Annotated in this window: 16 protein-coding genes and 3 pseudogenes; 1 reads left to right on the forward strand and 18 read right to left on the reverse strand. The window is 41.7% G+C overall.

Annotated features, from left to right (window positions below; all coding sequences use genetic code 11):
• Positions 1-6: 6 nt before the first annotated feature.
• The 12 genes and pseudogenes from glmU to J4N45_RS17555 all read right to left on the reverse strand — a co-directional run.
• A complete protein-coding gene (gene glmU, locus J4N45_RS17500) occupies positions 7-1,365 on the reverse strand; it encodes a bifunctional UDP-N-acetylglucosamine diphosphorylase/glucosamine-1-phosphate N-acetyltransferase GlmU (protein ID WP_252012786.1) in 1,359 nt (452 codons plus the stop codon).
• A 62-nt stretch (positions 1,366-1,427) separates the two neighbouring features.
• Positions 1,428-1,661, reverse strand: a pseudogene (locus tag J4N45_RS17505) (ISAs1 family transposase); the annotation flags it as partial.
• A 181-nt stretch (positions 1,662-1,842) separates the two neighbouring features.
• Positions 1,843-2,235 carry a VanZ family protein gene (locus tag J4N45_RS17510; protein ID WP_252012788.1) on the reverse strand — a complete coding sequence of 131 codons (393 nt, stop codon included), beginning with the start codon at positions 2,233-2,235 and terminating at the stop codon, positions 1,843-1,845.
• A complete protein-coding gene (galU, locus tag J4N45_RS17515; protein ID WP_252012790.1) occupies positions 2,232-3,116 on the reverse strand; it encodes a UTP--glucose-1-phosphate uridylyltransferase GalU in 885 nt (294 codons plus the stop codon). The genes J4N45_RS17510 and galU overlap by 4 nt, the downstream gene beginning before the upstream one ends.
• Before the next feature lie 271 nt (positions 3,117-3,387).
• Positions 3,388-3,830: pseudogene (gene tnpA / locus J4N45_RS17520) on the reverse strand (IS200/IS605 family transposase).
• Between the two features lie 161 nt (positions 3,831-3,991).
• On the reverse strand, positions 3,992-5,161 hold the full coding sequence (locus J4N45_RS17525; RefSeq protein ID WP_252012793.1) for a nucleotide sugar dehydrogenase: 1,170 nt from the start codon (positions 5,159-5,161) through the stop codon (positions 3,992-3,994).
• A 9-nt stretch (positions 5,162-5,170) separates the two neighbouring features.
• Positions 5,171-6,169, reverse strand: coding sequence for an NAD-dependent epimerase (locus J4N45_RS17530; protein ID WP_252012795.1), 999 nt, complete (start codon positions 6,167-6,169; stop codon positions 5,171-5,173).
• Between the two features lie 227 nt (positions 6,170-6,396).
• Positions 6,397-6,942, reverse strand: coding sequence for a dTDP-4-dehydrorhamnose 3,5-epimerase (gene rfbC, locus J4N45_RS17535; RefSeq protein WP_252012797.1), 546 nt, complete (start codon positions 6,940-6,942; stop codon positions 6,397-6,399).
• Between the two features lie 10 nt (positions 6,943-6,952).
• Entirely contained in the window at positions 6,953-7,828 is an 876-nt protein-coding gene (gene rfbD / locus J4N45_RS17540; protein WP_252012799.1) for a dTDP-4-dehydrorhamnose reductase, read from the reverse strand.
• Complete coding sequence (rfbA, locus tag J4N45_RS17545) at positions 7,829-8,719, reverse strand: glucose-1-phosphate thymidylyltransferase RfbA (RefSeq protein WP_252012801.1); 891 nt, start codon at positions 8,717-8,719, stop codon at positions 7,829-7,831.
• A 111-nt stretch (positions 8,720-8,830) separates the two neighbouring features.
• Positions 8,831-9,892, reverse strand: a complete 1,062-nt coding sequence (rfbB, locus tag J4N45_RS17550) for a dTDP-glucose 4,6-dehydratase (RefSeq protein ID WP_252012804.1) — start codon at positions 9,890-9,892, stop codon at positions 8,831-8,833.
• 256 nt (positions 9,893-10,148) lie between these two features.
• A pseudogene (locus J4N45_RS17555) lies at positions 10,149-10,779 on the reverse strand (ISAs1 family transposase); the annotation flags it as partial.
• 67 nt (positions 10,780-10,846) lie between these two features.
• On the opposite strand from J4N45_RS17555, the gene J4N45_RS17560 reads away from it, so the two are divergent.
• Positions 10,847-12,006, forward strand: a protein-coding gene (locus tag J4N45_RS17560) for an IS3 family transposase (RefSeq protein ID WP_252012806.1) whose coding sequence is annotated in 2 segments (ribosomal slippage) — positions 10,847-11,114 and positions 11,114-12,006 — 1,161 coding nt in all. Because the reading frame shifts where the segments join, the coding sequence is not laid out codon by codon here.
• On the opposite strand, the gene J4N45_RS27285 is transcribed toward J4N45_RS17560, so the two are convergent.
• The 6 genes from J4N45_RS27285 to wecB form a co-directional block, all read right to left on the reverse strand.
• On the reverse strand, positions 11,981-12,214 hold the full coding sequence (locus J4N45_RS27285; protein ID WP_353505874.1) for a transposase family protein: 234 nt from the start codon (positions 12,212-12,214) through the stop codon (positions 11,981-11,983). The two genes, J4N45_RS17560 and J4N45_RS27285, sit on opposite strands and share 26 nt — an antisense overlap.
• Before the next feature lie 214 nt (positions 12,215-12,428).
• Complete coding sequence (locus J4N45_RS17565) at positions 12,429-13,250, reverse strand: glycosyltransferase (RefSeq protein ID WP_252012809.1); 822 nt, start codon at positions 13,248-13,250, stop codon at positions 12,429-12,431.
• A gap of 84 nt (positions 13,251-13,334) precedes the next feature.
• On the reverse strand, positions 13,335-14,192 hold the full coding sequence (locus tag J4N45_RS17570) for a glycosyltransferase family 2 protein (RefSeq protein WP_252012811.1): 858 nt from the start codon (positions 14,190-14,192) through the stop codon (positions 13,335-13,337).
• Positions 14,185-15,309 carry a hypothetical protein gene (locus tag J4N45_RS17575; protein WP_252012813.1) on the reverse strand — a complete coding sequence of 375 codons (1,125 nt, stop codon included), beginning with the start codon at positions 15,307-15,309 and terminating at the stop codon, positions 14,185-14,187. Before J4N45_RS17575 ends, J4N45_RS17570 begins: the two co-directional genes overlap by 8 nt.
• A 215-nt stretch (positions 15,310-15,524) precedes the next feature.
• Positions 15,525-16,766, reverse strand: a complete 1,242-nt coding sequence (locus tag J4N45_RS17580) for a glycosyltransferase family protein (RefSeq protein ID WP_252012815.1) — start codon at positions 16,764-16,766, stop codon at positions 15,525-15,527.
• Positions 16,759-17,823 carry a non-hydrolyzing UDP-N-acetylglucosamine 2-epimerase gene (gene wecB / locus J4N45_RS17585; protein ID WP_252012817.1) on the reverse strand — a complete coding sequence of 355 codons (1,065 nt, stop codon included), beginning with the start codon at positions 17,821-17,823 and terminating at the stop codon, positions 16,759-16,761. Before wecB ends, J4N45_RS17580 begins: the two co-directional genes overlap by 8 nt.
• Positions 17,824-17,830: the final 7 nt, after the last annotated feature.

Consider the following 17,830-nt stretch of genomic DNA (forward strand, 5'->3'; position numbering starts at 1 on the left):
TTTTGATTACTGTTTTACTGGACGAACCCAGTCTTGCTTGATGGTAAGTTGTGCACGTGTAAGCACCAACTCGTCATTTTCTACATCTTTGGTGATAGTGCTCCCTGCACCAATCGTTGCACCTGACTTAACCGTTACAGGTGCAATCAGCTGTGTATCAGAACCGACAAATACATTGTCTTCAATAATTGTCTTAAACTTATTGGCGCCATCATAATTGCAAGTAATAGTGCCGGCACCTATATTGGTTCCATTACTGATTTCACTATCACCTAAGTAAGTTAAATGATTCGCTTTGGAGCCTTCACCAATTTTTGTGTTCTTAAGCTCAACAAAGTTGCCGACATGCGAATCATTTGCCATTGCAGTGCCCGGTCGTAATCGAGCAAATGGACCGATAGTGCAATGAGCGCCGACGCTAGCTTGCTCAATAATCGAGTGTGGTCGAACAACGGTACCTTCAGCTATTTCACAATCTTTAAGCACTACTCCAGCACCCACTTTGACGTTACTACCAAGCTTTACTTTGCCTTCAACAATAACATTTATATCAAGTTCAACATCCATACCGGTCTCAAGTTCACCTCTTAAGTCAAAGCGACTTGGATCTCTTAGCATGACACCTTTTTCTAAAAGACGTTGAGCTTGCGCATTTTGGAATGCTCTTTCTAATCTAGCTAGCTGAGCACGGTTATTCACACCCTCAAATTCTATTGGGCTTTTTGGATGAACAGTCTCTACAGCACAGCCTTCATCGTGCGCTGCTGCAATGACGTCGGTTAGATAGTACTCACCCTGGGCATTGTCGTTACTCAAACCTGAAAGCCAGCGCTTGAAGTCCTTTCCTGAGGCTACCATTACCCCCGTATTCACTTCCTTAATGAGCTTTTGCTCCTCAGACGCGTCTTTTTGCTCTACGATAGCAACTACAGGGCCATTCTTGCGTACTATGCGTCCGTAGCCAGTCGGGTCATCAAGCATCACAGTTAACAATGCGATGCCTCCTTTGGGGTAAGCATCGACAAGGTTTTGTATCGTTTGTTCTGATATCAATGGCACATCGCCATACAGAACAAGAATTTTTTCGTCATCAGATAAGTGAGGAGCAGCCTGCGCGACGGCATGCCCTGTCCCGAGCTGTTCAGATTGCTCTACCCAAACTAAGTCATCACTCGCTAGAGCTGCTTTCATCTGGTTACCCCCATGGCCATAAACCAAATGAAGTCCTTTAGCATCTAAAGATTTGCAAGTATCAATCACATGCTTGACCATTGGTTTCTTCGCTAGTTCATGGAGGACTTTGGGTTTATTTGAATACATACGGGTTCCTTTCCCCGCAGCGAGAATGACAGCACTAAATTTCACTGGTATTACCTAATAATGTTGAGTTAAGTTTTTAGTATATGGAAACCGCACGAACACCAACGTCATACAAGGCTTAAAAGAACCTCAATTAGGTGATTTTCGTTCTTTACACAGTTCATTCGTTTACGTTTGATGACACCTTTAAAAGTGCTCTCACTCTTTAATAGGTTCAAACACATCTGTCTGATCCTCGCGAAAGCCTGCGCTCGTTCACGTTCGTCCACTCTAATGCGAGAATTGTCCTCACAAAATGCTGTATCGAGAAACCAGTACATTACCTCTCCGCTCCATTGAGAACACGGAAGAGTCTGCTTAGAGGATACGTTGTAGCTAAATTAAATCGAAGAGAATTAAGCTGCAAAACTGCAACTTTACCACGATGACATCACACCGATCAGAACAGCAGTGATAGTAGACTATGCGTATTTAAATCTATTCGATGAGCAACGTATCAACGGCGCATTTATCAGAGCGATACTACGTTGCGCGATAGAGCAACCGCAGCCAATAGACGGCGCAAAACGCCAATATAAGCCCCACCCCATTGGCGCACCAATCATACCATGATGCTTTCCGACCTGGTTGCAGCATCTGTAGAAGCTCAATAGCACCACTTAAAAACCAACATCCTAGCAATGACAAAACAAACAATCGTCTGGGTACCACCAGTGAAACCGCAAAGCCTAACACCAAGTAAGCAAAAACGTGCTTGAGTTTATCAGCACCATCAAAAGTCACAATTGATGCAGAATAGTTAGGCATCAGAGAGAAATAGAGGATCCCTCCAAATGTGGCCAATAAGCCCAATTTGCACACGATGTCATAGTACGGGTGAGAGACAACGGCCTGACGAAATTTGTTACCTATCACGCTGGAGTGAGATCTTTGTGGTTGCGCTTGTTTGCTTCAGCTGGCGCTTGTTTATCATTGTCTAGATACAAGTTTTGATAGCAATAATTCGTAGCATCCATATAGCCCTCAACACTGCCACAATCAAAACGTTTGCCTTTAAACTTAAACGCCATCACACAGCCTTGTTGGGCTTGCTTCAACAGTGCGTCAGTAATTTGTATCTCACCACCTTTCCCCGGCTGCGTATTTTCGATGTGCTCAAAAATATCCGGCGTTAGAATATAGCGCCCAATGATAGCTAAGTTGCTTGGCGCGGTGCCAGCCTTTGGTTTTTCAACCATATTATCAACGCGGTACAAATCCTCTTTGAGCTTCTCACCGGCGATCACCCCATATTTGTGAGTTTCCGATTCCGGTACTTCTTCAACGGCAACGATAGAGCATCGAAACTTATTGTAGAGCTCGACCATTTGCGACAGTACGCCTGACTCCTCGTTAACACAAAGATCGTCTGCCAATACGACAGCAAAAGGGTTATCACCCACAAGCTCTTTCCCTGTGAGGATCGCATGTCCAAGGCCTTTCATTTCGCGCTGTCGAATGTAGGTATAAGAGGCGGAATCAATCAAAGAACGAATGTCCGTTAGGAGCGACTCTTTGGACGAGCCACTGATTTGGTGCTCAAGCTCATAGTTTTTGTCAAAATGATCCATGAGCGTATGCTTTCCTCGACCGGTGACAATCACCATGTGATCCATCCCGGCCTGAATGGCTTCTTCAACGCCATACTCGATGAGCGGCTTGTTGACGACTGGCATCATCTCTTTAGGCATGGATTTTGTTGCAGGAAGAAAGCGAGTGCCGTAACCAGCGGCAGGGAATAAACAGTGTTTTATCATAATAATTTTTCCAACTAACAGGGGAGCATAGAGCAAGAAGCAACACACGCTCTCTTTGCGTTGACCTCACCTTAAACGGAGCCTAAATGTAGCGGCCTAAGAAGCTGAAAGTGACTATTGGGGGGAATTTACAAGTCACTAAAACTGTCTCAAATACGTCTCATCCTTGAGACAGTTTATTTTTAACTATCTGAATTTGAGCAGTAAAAATCCGCCTTCTTAGAAGGCGGCTTTAGCTTTCAGCCCCCTCAAAGGGGGCGTCTCCGCGCTGTTAGTTCATCTTTAACTCCAACTGAGCCTCATACTCTTGGTCTTTTTTGTCTTGATGTCTAACGTAGCGCCGAATTATGTCCTCGTTCACACCTACGGTATCAACAAAGGATTCCCTCGCCCAAATATGATTTCCCCATAGTTTCTTTCGAATATGAGCAAACTTATTGAATAGGCGAATTGCAGACCGCCCCTTCAAAGTGCCCATTAACGTTGAAATTGAAACTTTCGGTGGGACGATGACACCAAATGAACGTGATCAGGCTGAATATTTAGCTCCAGTACCTCACAATCCTTCATATTGCAGAGTATGTAGATAAACTTGTACAACTCTTTGGCTACGTTGCCCTTAAGAATTTTGAACCTGTACTTTGGAGTCCAAACTATATGGTATTTGCATCGCCAGTAGACGTGTGATGAACTTCTACAATCGCCTATGTTAATTGTTTCCTCTTACTTGTGGTGAATAAGAGTCTTACTTCTAACATGGACGTGTTTTCGGGCAACAGCCCTTAGGAACAATCACCACCGCCAAAGGCGGTGGTTTAGGGATGACAATAAAAAAGGATCACAAGGATCCTTTCTAATATTGTGACTGTTGGGAACTACTTATCACCATTAAACAAGTCGCGCGTATAGACTTTGTCTTCCACATCCAAAAGCTCTTGCGCCATGCGGTTTGAGACAATCACATCAGAGCGAGACTTAAACTCTTCAAGGTCCGTCAACACTTCTGAATGGAAGAACTCTTTTTCTTGAAGGACTGGCTCATAAACCACCACTCCAATGCCTTTGGCCTTGAGGCGTTTCATGATGCCCTGGATACTGGAAGCTCGGAAGTTATCGGAACCCGACTTCATGATAAGGCGATAGATACCCACAGTTTTTGGGTTGCGCTTCATGACGCTGTCAGAAATAAAGTCTTTACGCGTAGTATTCGCAGCAACAATCGCCTGAATTAGATTGTTTGGAACATCGGAATAGTTCGCCAAAAGCTGTTTAGTGTCCTTTGGTAAGCAGTATCCTCCATAACCAAATGACGGATTGTTGTAATGACTGCCGATTCGAGGATCCAAACCAACTCCTTCGATGATTTGACGACTTTCTAATCCATGTGTCTCAGCGTACGTATCGAGTTCGTTAAAGTACGCTACACGCATAGCAAGATAGGTGTTAGAAAACAGCTTTATCGCCTCTGCTTCAGTCGAATCTGTGAACAGCACATCGATATTTTCTTTCTCTGCGCCTTCAACCAACAAATCTGCAAAAACTTTAGCACGCTCACTACGCTCACCGACAATGATGCGAGAAGGATGTAAGTTATCGAACAATGCAGTGCCTTCACGTAAGAATTCTGGCGAGAAAATAATACTATCAGTACCAAATTTTTCTCTAACTGACTGGGTAAAGCCTACCGGCACAGTCGATTTGATCACCATCGTTGCATTTGGGTTCAGTTCGAGTACATCGGCAATGACGGCTTCTACCGATTTTGTGTTAAAATAATTGGTCTCAGGGTCGTAATCCGTTGGTGTCGCAATTATTACATAATCTGAATTTTTGTAGGCTGCCTCTTTATCTAAAGTGGCGATAAATTTGAGTTCTTTCTCTTTAAGAAATGCCTCAATCTCTGCGTCCATAATAGGAGATTTTCTACTGTTTAGCATCTCCACTTTTTCAGCGATCACATCCAACGCCACGACTTCACAATGCTGCGCTAACAGCATTGCATTTGATAGCCCCACATAGCCAGTTCCGGCAATAGTAATTTTCATAATAACTCTCTAAGCCTTGTAATAATCTTTATACCAAGCAACAAAACTATTGACGCCTGTTTTTATGTCAACACTCGGTTTATAGCCAGTAGCTTCATATAATGCTTCTGTAGATGCCCATGTTGATGGTACATCGCCGGGCTGCATTGGCATGAAATTCTTCTTCGCTTCAACGCCTAACGCTTCTTCAATCGCGTTGATAAAATCCATTAATTTCACTGGTGAACCATTACCAATATTGTAAATGGAGTAAGGTGCGTCACTGCTATTTGGTGTATCTCGATAGCCGTCATCACGAACAGGTATCAAGTCTTGCACGCGTATAATGCCTTCGACAATATCATCGATAAACGTAAAATCACGGTACATGTTGCCATGGTTATACACATCAATAGTCCTACCTTCAGCGATAGCTTTTGTAAACTTAAATGGAGCCATGTCAGGCCTTCCCCAAGGACCATAAACTGTGAAGAACCTTAATCCAGTAGTTGGAATATCATAGAGGTGAGAATAGGTATGAGAGAGAAGCTCATTGGCTCTTTTGGTCGCAGCATACAAAGAAACGGGATGATCTACCGCATGAGACTCTTTAAAAGGCTGCTCTTTATTCATTCCGTAAACAGAACTGCTAGAGGCATAGACTAAGTGTTGGATGTTATTGTGACGACACCCTTCTAATATATTTATGTGCCCCGCTAGATTCGCGTCCGAGTATGTGTGAGGGTTTTCTAGTGAGAACCGAACCCCAGCTTGCGCACCAAGGTGTATGACCTTATCAAATTGCTCTACTTGGAACAATGACGCAACAGCGGTTTTCTCAAATAGATCTAATGTGCGAAAGATAAAATTCTTATGAGGTTTCAAATTTTGTAATCGTTCAAGTTTCAAATTAACGTCATAATAAGTGTTTAGGTTATCAATACCGATAACGGTATGTCCCATCTCACATAACTTATGGGAAACCGCGGCTCCTATAAAACCTGCTGCCCCTGTCACCAAATATTTCATATTTTTCCTAACCAAGTTCTCTAATATATTACATTTGAAATTCATGAACACTCGTGAAAAGCCATACTAACATATGGATAATTCATAAGCTTTACGTCACTCATATTCTGCTAATACCTAAAAAAGGCAATCAAAACCAATCGCACCCTTCGTTGTTTAGTATTTAGTGTTCACTTTACAAATAATGACACTCTTCAAACCTTCTATTTATTTACCATTTCCCTACATTAAAGCAATAAAGAGCTATTAATACTATTACCGTTCATATCTTTACTAGAAAGAATGGGCTCTGCTTCAATGGGCCACTCAATCCCAATCTCAGGATCATCCCAAGCTATAGAGTGCTCAGCAGATGGGTTATAGTAATCTGTGCACTTATACACAAACTCCGCCTCATCACTGGTCACATAAAACCCGTGAGCAAAGCCTTCTGGTACCCATAGCTGGCGTTTGTTCTCTGCTGATAAGTATACTCCTACCCACTGGCCGAACGTCGGTGAGTCTTTGCGGACATCGACGGCAACGTCAAACACCTCGCCAGACACTACACGTACTAGTTTGCCTTGGGTGTTTTCGGTTTGGTAGTGCAGGCCGCGCAAAATGCCCTTGCTCGACTTTGAGTGGTTGTCTTGCACAAACGGGGTTGACTTGCCGGTGACCAGCCGCTCAAATTTGTTCTGTTGCCAGGTTTCCATAAAGAAGCCGCGCTCATCGCCGAAGACTTGAGGCTCAATAATCTTTACATCTGGGATGCTTGTTGCTTTTACTTTCATGCTCTGTTTCCTAGCCGTACTGTTTAATATTCTCTAGCGCGCTTTGCCAATCACTTGGCGCTATCGCAAACACTTGCTGGATCTTGTCGCAGTTCAAGCGAGAGTTGGCTGGTCTTGGTGCTGGTAGTGGGTATTGGTCAGCTGTGATCTCATGCACCTGAGGGATTTGAGGTAGCACGCCGTGTTCATCTGCTGATGCGAAGATAGCCTTAGCAAACTGATACCAGCTAACATGTGGCGCGCCAGAGAAGTGATACACGCCCGCTTGCTCAGGACCGGTAAAGCTATCCATCATCATCACCAGCGCATTGGCAATATCCCCCGCATAGGTAGGACCGCCAAACTGGTCACCAATAATAGCTAGCTTTGGTCTATCTTGGCCCAAGCGAAGCATGGTTTTAACAAAATTATTGCCATGCTCACCAAACACCCACGCGGTGCGCAAAATCGCATAGCGTGAGCAATGCGCCGCGACCGCCTCTTCGCCTGCTAGCTTACTTTGTCCATAAACCCCTTTCGGGTTCGGTGTGTCGGTTTCTACATAGGGCTCAGCCTTGTCGCCATCAAAAACATAGTCAGTCGAGATATGCAGTATCACAGCGCCAAGCGACGCCGCTGCTTGGGCGAGGTGTCGAGGGCCATCACGGTTAATGGCATAGCTCATCTCGACGTCGGTTTCTGCCTTATCTACCGCGGTGTGTGCAGCACAGTTGATGATGACATCAGGGGCCAACTCTGTTAGCACTGAAGCAACTTGACTCTCATTGGTGATGTCTAAAAGGTCGCGATCGTAAGCAATTACATCAACATCATCACGCTCAGCTAATACATCGTTCAGACAGTGGCCTACCTGACCACGGCTGCCGGTAATCAGTACTTTCTTCACTTAGTTAGCCTTCTTGGTTTTGTCATTCACAAGACGCGCTAAATACTGCCCGTACTCGTTTTTCATCATCGGCTGAGCAATCTCAAGCAGCGCTTCATCGCTCAGCCATTGGTTACGCCAGGCAATCTCTTCAAGACAGGCGACCTTAAGTCCTTGAACGTTCTCGATAGTCTGCACAAACGACGACGCCTCATGCAAGCTTTCATGGGTCCCTGTATCTAACCAAGCAAAGCCACGCCCAAGCAGCTCAACAGTTAGCGAGCCATCTTGCAGATACATTTGATTCAACGTGGTGATCTCCAGCTCGCCGCGCTCAGACGGTTTAACCTGCTTGGCCCAATCGACAACACGGTTATCGTAGAAGTACAAACCGGTGACCGCATAGTCTGATTTAGGCTGCTGAGGTTTCTCTTCAATGGATACGGCCTTCATCTCACTATCAAACTCCACCACACCAAAGCGCTCAGGATCTTTCACTTGATAGCCAAACACGGTGGCTAGACCTTGCGAGGTCAGCTCTCGGGCACGTTTCAACTGTTGTCCGAACGACTGACCGTAATAGATGTTATCGCCTAGCACCAAGCAGACGGAATCATCACCAATAAATTCCTCACCGATGATAAAAGCCTGGGCAAGTCCATCTGGAGATGGCTGAATTTTATATTCCAGGTTAACCCCATAGTCAGAGCCATCGCCAAGCAAGCGCTGGAAGCCAGCCTGATCCTCTGGGGTGGTAATGATGAGAATGTCACGAATACCCGCCAACATCAAAGTTGAAATTGGGTAGTACACCATTGGCTTGTCGTAAATAGGAAGTAGTTGTTTAGATGTACCGCGAGTAAGTGGATAAAGGCGAGTGCCAGAGCCACCGGCGAGAACAATACCTTTCATAGTCGTTAGGTCCTGGGTTGATAGTTCTTGAATTGATAGTTCCAGAATCAATAACACCTAGAGCTTTGGGGCAAAGCCTTAGGTGAGTTTTCAATGGATAGTGGTTAGTACTTACTGCGTGCCTAGACGCTCACGAGAATACGAGCCATCGAGTACCCGACTCCACCACTCACGGTTATTCAAATACCACTCAACGGTTTTACGAATACCGGATTCAAAGGTCTCTTCTGGTGTCCAACCCAACTCACGCTCAATTTTAGAAGCGTCGATAGCGTAGCGGACATCATGCCCTGGGCGATCCGTTACGTAGGTAATGAGGTCTTGATAGTGTGCAACACCTTGTGGCTTGTTTGGTACCAACTCTTCAAGCAGCGCACAGACCGTTTTCACCACCTCAATATTGGCTTTCTCATTGTGGCCGCCAATATTGTAGGTCTCACCGACTACCCCTTCCGTCACCACTTTGTACAAGGCGCGAGCATGGTCTTCGACAAACAGCCAATCGCGGATCTGTAATCCATCGCCATAGACAGGTAACGATTTGCCTTCAAGTGCATTTAGGATCATCAAAGGGATCAGTTTCTCAGGGAAATGGTAGGGACCATAGTTGTTAGAGCAGTTGGTCACCAACACAGGGAAGTCGTAGGTACGTCCCCAGGCGCGAACTAGGTGATCCGATCCCGCTTTACTAGCTGAATATGGACTACTTGGCTCATAAGAGGTCTGTTCCGTAAACAGATCATCCGTACCCTCAAGATCGCCATACACCTCATCGGTAGAGATATGATGGAAACGAAACGCCGATTGCTTCCCCTCACCGAGGTTCTTCCAATACTGGCGTGCAACCTCAAGCATGTTAAACGTGCCCACCAAGTTAGTTTGAATAAAGGCGGCAGGCCCATCGATAGAGCGATCAACATGAGACTCGGCGGCTAAATGCATCACCGCATCCGGTTGATGCTGTTCAAACACCTTCTCTAGCGCACCAAAATCGCAGATATCCACCTGTTCATACGCATAACGATCAGATTTTTCAGCATCTGGTAACGACTCCAAATTGCCAGCATAGGTCAGCACATCGACATTGACGACGCTGTCAGAGGTCTCGTTCAAGATATGACGAATTACAGCGCTGCCTATAAAACCTGCACCGCCGGTCACTATTATTTTCACTAATCTTCCTATTGTCCTGTGTTCAACCATTTATATCTATATCATCATAGAATCGGTTTATACGTTGTTATATTCAAATATAGAAGTGCTATGCTATTAACCACGAACACCGCTGTCATATAAGGCTCATATGTGCCTTAATTCGATATCTTTGGTCCATTGCACAGCGCATCCCTTTATTTTTACACGAAAAAATTATGTACATCCCTACGGAAAAATCATGAACATCCGCGTCAATAAAGGCTTACCAGAACCTTCAAAAAAAGTGTTCAGTATTCATCGCACACATCGCTCTTTTGTGTATAATACTCGCTTTCAAAATCGTTTCACTCCTTCGATTGTTTAACCATATCTGTCTGATCCTAGCAAAAGACTCTGCTCTATCGTCCGCTCTAAATACGAGAATTGTCTTCGCAAAATGCTGTATCAAGAGACCAGTGCATGACCTCTACACCCCAATGGGATCGTGTTGCCTCAAGTAACGTTTTAGCTTCGAGTTCCTTAGAGCAAATGTAGTAGCGAATACTGACCTCTTGCTCTGTCGCTACAGCCGATTCTTGATGACTCGAAGCAACGATGCTCATGGTTCTTAACTCAGGCCATTCATACTCAATGTAACCCAAGATCGATAAATCTGTATTCACTAAAGCCACTCTTATTTCCATTCGAAAGTAATCAGCAAACGCTTGCTCTAACATTCCTTGGTTACCCTATGGAGCCAACAGATAATCCGCTTCTTTATCTAAAATTTTCTGCACGATTTTCTTTTGGCGACCAATCGCATCAATAATGGCTAAACATGCTTATATATCAGTTGGTTAAAGCAAGCCTGGAGTAGTAGTGAACTCATTGCTTTTTCCGTAAACTTTATGCTGTCCGAGACTGACTGTAGTGGTTTAATGATCCCGGACACCAAATTAGGTAGTAAAGTCTCCGCCATAAATGAGGTGTTCAATGACTAAACGACAACGACGTACATTTTCTTCTGAGTTCAAAGTAGATGCCGCAAGCTTGGTTCTTGATCAAGGATATTCAATATCTGAGGCGGCACGCTCTCTAGACATCGGTGATACGGCCTTACGACGCTGGGTCGATCAACTCAAGATTGAGCGTGGCGGAGAAACGCCAACGGTTAAAGCTCTGACGCCAGAACAGCAGAAGATCCAAGAGTTAGAAGCTAGGATTAATCGCTTAGAAAGAGAAAAATCTATACTAAAAAAAGCTACAGCTCTCTTAATGTCGGACGAACTCGAACGTTCTCGCTAATTGACCAGTTGAGGGGGCATGAACCGGTCAAAGTTCTTTGTAAGCTGTTCGATGTCGCGTCTTCCTGCTACTACGAGTTTAAACAACGAAAGCCGGATGCTAATCGCATTCAGTTAGTCAGCCGAGTAAAGCAGCTCTTTAACATGAGTCGCGGCGCTGCTGGTAGTCGGACTCTTGCTTCTATGCTTCAGTCTGAGGGCTTTGATGTCGGACGCTTCAAAGTACGCAAGCTTATGCAAGAAGCAGAGCTGATAAGCAAACAACCAGGCTCGCATCGCTATAAGCAGGCTAAGCTAGAGCGACCAGATATCCCCAATAGGTTGAAGCGAGAGTTCTCCGTTACCACTCCAAATGAAGTTTGGTGTGGTGATATTACTTACATCTGGTCTGGTTCAAAATGGAGTTATCTGGCTGTTGTACTCGACTTATTTAGCCGCCGTGTAGTAGGTTGGGCACTATCAGACAGACCCAATGCAGAGTTGACTTGCAAAGCCTTGGATATGGCTTGGGAACAACGAGGGCGGCCTAGCAACGTGATGTTCCACTCAGACCAAGGAAGCCAATACAGTAGCCTAAAATACCGTCAAAGGCTTTGGCGATATCGTATAACTCAGAGCATGAGTCGTCGAGGTAACTGTTGGGACAATGCCCCTATGGAAAGGCTATTTAGAAGCTTAAAAACCGAATGGATACCAGCTAATGGGTATCTGACTCAAACTCAAGCAAAGAGAGATATCAGCTATTACTTGATGGATTACTACAATAGGCAACGGCCTCATCAAGCAAATGATGGGCTGTCGCCAGTTACTGCCGAAAATCGGCTTAAGTTAGTGTCCGGAATTTGTTGACCACTACACTGGCTATCGTCGAAGTAGATGGAGCGTCATGACTGAAATCGCCAAATCGTTTTAAAAATTCCAACTTAGCTTCGCCGTAAAGGAAAATAGCTTTCCTATCATCTTGACCAGAAAGCACAGCGTAAATTTTTAAAAAAATGATATCAGTTAACTTGTACTCGCTCGACTTTGCCTTGTTGTCAGTTATCTGGAATAACATCTAAATGCATAAATGGTTGCTTCTTGCAAATTGTTGGGCATCCAAATTATCTATGGAGTTGTTAAAAAACACTCAAAATGATCTACAAATTGATCATCAGACTATTGGTCGTTGTGTGGTAAAGCTAACTAATGCAGCTCAAAAAGTGAGAACAAAATACGCTACGCACCCTCTAACATGTTCATGATTATCCCTTCCTCAGGACTTAACCTAGCTATCGAAAATTATTATATGCAAATTTTTTTATGAACTTAGGTGATAATCTTAATATATATAGTAGAATCAAGTGTAAGCAATTAGTTAATGTCATGTTCCGCAATTTCTTCAAAGCATAAACTCTAGAGAAAAGATCGTTATTGGCTTTCTTTAGTCCCCTTCTCGCATGGAATGTACTATCCAATCTAAAATAGAGCAAAGCTTCATTAATATTCGCGAACCTTTTTCCTGCAGCCAAAAGGTCGACCCAAAAATAATAATCTTGCGTATTCATCAAATCAGAGTTATACCTAAAGCCTTCCTTGAACACATCAACCTTGAAAACCACTGTAGGGTGATTAAATGGGCATCTTTTGATTATGTTTTCGCTAAGTGCTTTGTGAGTTCCATGCATTCTCTTGTAAAACAACTCGTTTCCACTTTCATCGATTTCTATAACGTCAGTTCCGAGCACATCAATATCTTGGTGTCCAGTTAAATACTGTACTTGTAATTCTATCCTGTTATTAACCGAAATATCGTCTGCGTCCATTCGAGCTACAAAATCAAAACCACCATAATGCAATACTTGATCAATAGCATCATTTAATCGATGAGCTAGGCCAAGGTTAACCTCATGAAAAGTCACTACCACCCTTTGGTCAGAAGAATAGAATTCTAACAAGTTAGCTATCTCGACAGAGACAACACCATCTACTTGAATAAAAAACATCAGGTCTTGATATGATTGATTTAGTATACTTTCAATTGATTCTTTCAAGTATTCAACTGTATCTTTTTCATATACAGACATTATAACTGCAACTTTGCTACCTAACATTTTTTCGCCTAAAATAACCATAATAATACAAGCTCAAGCACCAAAATAAATAAAAACCAAGAAGATGGATTCAACAAAATCACTTTATGTCAAACTACCCTTTTTATTCTTCAAGAAATCTAAAATCGCACGAAAAATATACTTCAATCTTAATATCTTCTTATCATAAAAGATCAAGTATATAAACGGCTTTGTTAACAAAATAAACAACCTCTTTAACTTCCAAGAGAAAGGAACATACCCTTTCCTCATCATATATAGACTATTTCTAAACTGATAATATAGCCTAAAGGGTGAAGATACTCCAAAATACCAATACCCTATCTTTTTATGACCATCACCACTTCTATGGCAAATTACCAACGAATGATCTACAAATACTCTGTAACCTTGGTCCCAAGCTCTCCAACACCAATCCCAATCGACCAAATCTATAAATAGGTCCTCATCCTTTCCACCGATAGCAATAAATGCATCTCTTGAAGAAAAAAAACCGGAACTCAAGGTAGTCTTCGCTTCTTTACATTCTGAATTAGTTGAATCATCCAAATCTTCACTTCTAAATTCAGTTGTTGGCCCAATGCCCGCTACGTTGATACCACTATCCGTCAAGCTAATATATCTTTGATGGATTCTTTCTATATACCGATTTGGCAAAGAAGAATCCTGATCCATTTCAATGAAAAAGTTAAATCCTCTGCCTAAAGCAAACTCAAAACCTATATTTTGAGCCCTTGCTATACCATAATTTCCACCGAGGGATATTAGATGGACTTGCTTAGAGTCAGAAAAGGCTTTCTTCATACATCTAATCTTATCTATGTCATCCGAGTTATCAACTAGAATTACCAATCCAGCTTGATTAACATAGCTGTTAATATTTTGGCGTATTTCATCCAAATCAGGGTTATAGGCTACTGTTATTATTGCTACATTATCCATAACAACGCTCTCTAAAAAGATGTCTGAATATCATGGGACATAAAACCAAAGTGACAAAAATGAGAACATGTGGATTATAATAGAACTTTACAAATAAAGTCGTCACTGGCCAATACAGTGCTAAGTAGACAATTAACGCCAATGAAATAGGGCTTTTCTTGATTTTCATCAGCATCACATTGACGATTTGAATTAGATAACCAACATATAATGGAGAGAATAAAATTCCAAATAAGCCGAAGTTTCCCCATGCTTCACTTACAAATAACGAAACCAAGAAACCGGCAGTACCTGAGTCAGTCCCTTCTGGATTAGCATAATTCATCATCAATTTTGAGACTCCAGGTGACTGTTCTATACCGAACGGAACTGAAAATACACTCAAACCAGAAAGACCGACAAACGGTTCTATCTCTGGAAACATTTGAAAACTGACGAAGACACCTACAACCTGAGAAATCAACACTCTTTGCAAAATACCGCCACCATTATTTATATCAAACAGACCAGATATCTCCTTACCCATAATAAACACATACATAAAAACAACTAGAACCAAGATAGAAAAAGCAGCCTTATAAAACTTTACTCTAGACAAGATAAAATTGGTTAAAACATGAATCAAAATAAAACCGATAAGGTAGATGAGCAGTGGAGCTTTCTCAAAATTGTATGTAAGTATAAGCACACTGAGTAATGAATAAACAACAAATGCTATTAGATGCCAAGCACTCTTTGTAGTTCTGTAGTATATAAAGAACACGTAAGACAGAAAAGGAGTTAACATCAGACCTAACACTTGTCTTATAAAGGAGTTACCGCCAAAATCGCTTTTCAAGCTCATCCTTAAACGTGCCAAATCCCATGCACTAGAAGACGTGAAGACTCTCAATATTGGAATTTCACCTATGGTGTAAAACGTATAAAATACGCCAAAGAAGGAAAGGCTACAGAGGAATCCTAGACCATATGCACCATACGTAAACAGATCTACGCTTGATACTCTATAATTATAAAAAAACTTGCTCATACTTGTCACATTAAGAGTCAAGTTTGCTAAAATCATCCCAACTGGCATTACTATAATTGTATATAGTATTGCTAACCAACCCAACACTCTGACTTCTTGGCTTAAGTTTATATATCTAAACCAACTACTCCCATCTAGATTATTAACTATAATTACAGCCCCAATTGTAGTGTAGAGTAACAGATGATAGTAAAATATGAATGATGTAGGGTTTATCTCTCGAATACTCATCGTACCCGAAGCTATTCGAAATAGATAATACGAGATACATACGCATATTGTTGTAACAATTACATATAGCATTAGAGTAGAGACCAATAATCCAAATACATTTTTTGGGCGTTCTCTTTTTGATAATTAGAACCTAACTTGTAGGCGTTGCGTGTCAAATTTTCCCAAAAAACCTTCGAGTTCAAGTCCTCATTCGAAGCATTAATAAATTCTATTTTTTGCTCTTCAGGATTATATTCGAAGACAATACCGCACTCATTCTCAGTCACTAAATTTGCAAGTTCACTAATTTGGTTATTGACTATTAGAGGTACTCCAAGACTTAAAGCTTCTGATGCTTTGGTAGAAAACAAATTAGATGTCATCTGCAACGCTTTGAAATAGTCTAGTTCGTTAACTACTCCAGGAATAATTACTGCAAGTTGCTTTCTATAAAACTCTGGCATCTGATCGTTGGGGATTGAGGTCGTTTGAAGCTTCGTTAAAAGATTTTTATTGTTTGTTGCAATCTTGAAATCATGATTCGAGCAAAAATCTAGTTTTAGTTTATTAGCAACATATTCTATACTTTCTAGATTATGCCACAATCCAACTGAGCCAACATAACCGAAACTCTTTTTCTTCCATCGTTCATCGAATTCGCTTTCAATGTCACCTGCTCTTTGATGTTTTTCAAATCCTATGATTGGTATGTAATGAATATTTTTGTAAGTACTATCCTCGAGCTTTAGCAATTCTATGGCATTTTGAGTGACTAGCAAAGATAGATCAGACTTTTTAATCAGTTGTCGTTCCCACTCCTTACCCGAAACATAAATGTATTTTCCAAACAGACGAGATGTGTATGGAAATTCTGGCGGAAGCAAACTTCTCATATCAAAAACTACTTTGATGTTTTTATCCGGATACTCTTCCTTTATGTACAAGGCAAAATCAGTAGCATAATAACTTCTGCAGTGGAAGATGATTTCGTCAAGACTCTGAATCCTATCATAGATTTTTGATTTGAGCTTTTTGTAAAATATTTTTTTAAAGATGAAGCTAAACATCTTTCCGTTAAGCAACCAAGAATTAAAGAAGAATAACCCGCTGCTAACAGATGATTCTAATTCTTTTAGATTCTTACTATGTGTTTTAAATCTTCTATATGTAGATATCTTAGGCAAGATACATATAGACTGTACAGAATTAAATACGTTGCAGCTACTCAGATAGTCTGCAAACTTAATCATCTGCGAGTATATCAGACCACTTTTTGTAGCATATGCTCCAAATGATAGAAATACAATATCCTTCTTCTTTAGCTTATCCATTTAGCAGCTCCATTACTAGAATTTTGCTAGCATTTCCATCTCCATACAAGTTCTTTGGCATGCGATTGAAATCAAAGTCGCGTGAACTTTGATATGCTTCTAAAATATTACTTTTGCTAGCTCCTACTAAAACATTCGCTCCTGACTCAATCAACTCAACCCATTCAGTCTCATCTCTCAGAGTTATACACTGTTTACCAAAGAAATAGGCTTCTTTCTGTAGGCCACCACTATCTGTCAGAACTAGGTTACAATTATTGATTAGCCATACCATCTCAAGATAACCAACTGGTTTAATGACGGTAATGTTGCCCAAGTCTAATTCTAATTCAACCAGTTTTTTGTGAGTACGAGGATGTAAAGGAAGTACTACTTGTTTGCTCTTAGCAATCTCGTTCAGACTTTCAAAGATAGCTGTGATTCTGTCATCCGAATCTGTGTTTTCTGCTCTATGAATCGTACATAAAACAAAATTATCGTTAATATTACAATGAGGCTTAAGACTTAAATTCCTATAAAAATTCGCACCATCTTGCATGACATCTCCACACTTAACTATCTTACGGCCAAATTTGTCAAAGCCTTCCTCTTGCAAGTTTCTTACAGCTGTTTCTGTTGGACAGAAAAGGATATCACTTACTCTATCTGTCAGTATCCGATTTATTTCTTCTGGCATCTGGTTATTAAAACTTCGCAACCCAGCTTCAACATGAGCAAGCTTTATATTCAACTTAGAGGCTGCAATTGCACCAGCTAAAGTTGAATTAGTATCACCGTAAACCATTACCCAATCTGGGTTTTCTTTAATCGCAATTTCTTCAATTTTTTCTATCATTCGCCCAGTCATTGCGCCATGCGACTTCCCTCCGATTCCGAGCCTATAATGGGGTTCTGGTATTTTCATTTCACTAAAAAATACATCAGACATATTCTCATCGTAATGTTGCCCAGTATGAACGATTATTTCAGTTATCTCGGGATGGCGAGAAATCTCACGGCTAACACTCCCAGCTTTAATAAATTGAGGTCTAGCCCCTAAAATAGTTAGAATCTTCATTCTCGTA

It is taken from the genome of Vibrio sp. SCSIO 43140, from assembly GCF_023716585.1.
In the GTDB taxonomy this organism is placed as follows: Bacteria; Pseudomonadota; Gammaproteobacteria; order Enterobacterales; family Vibrionaceae; genus Vibrio; species Vibrio maritimus_B.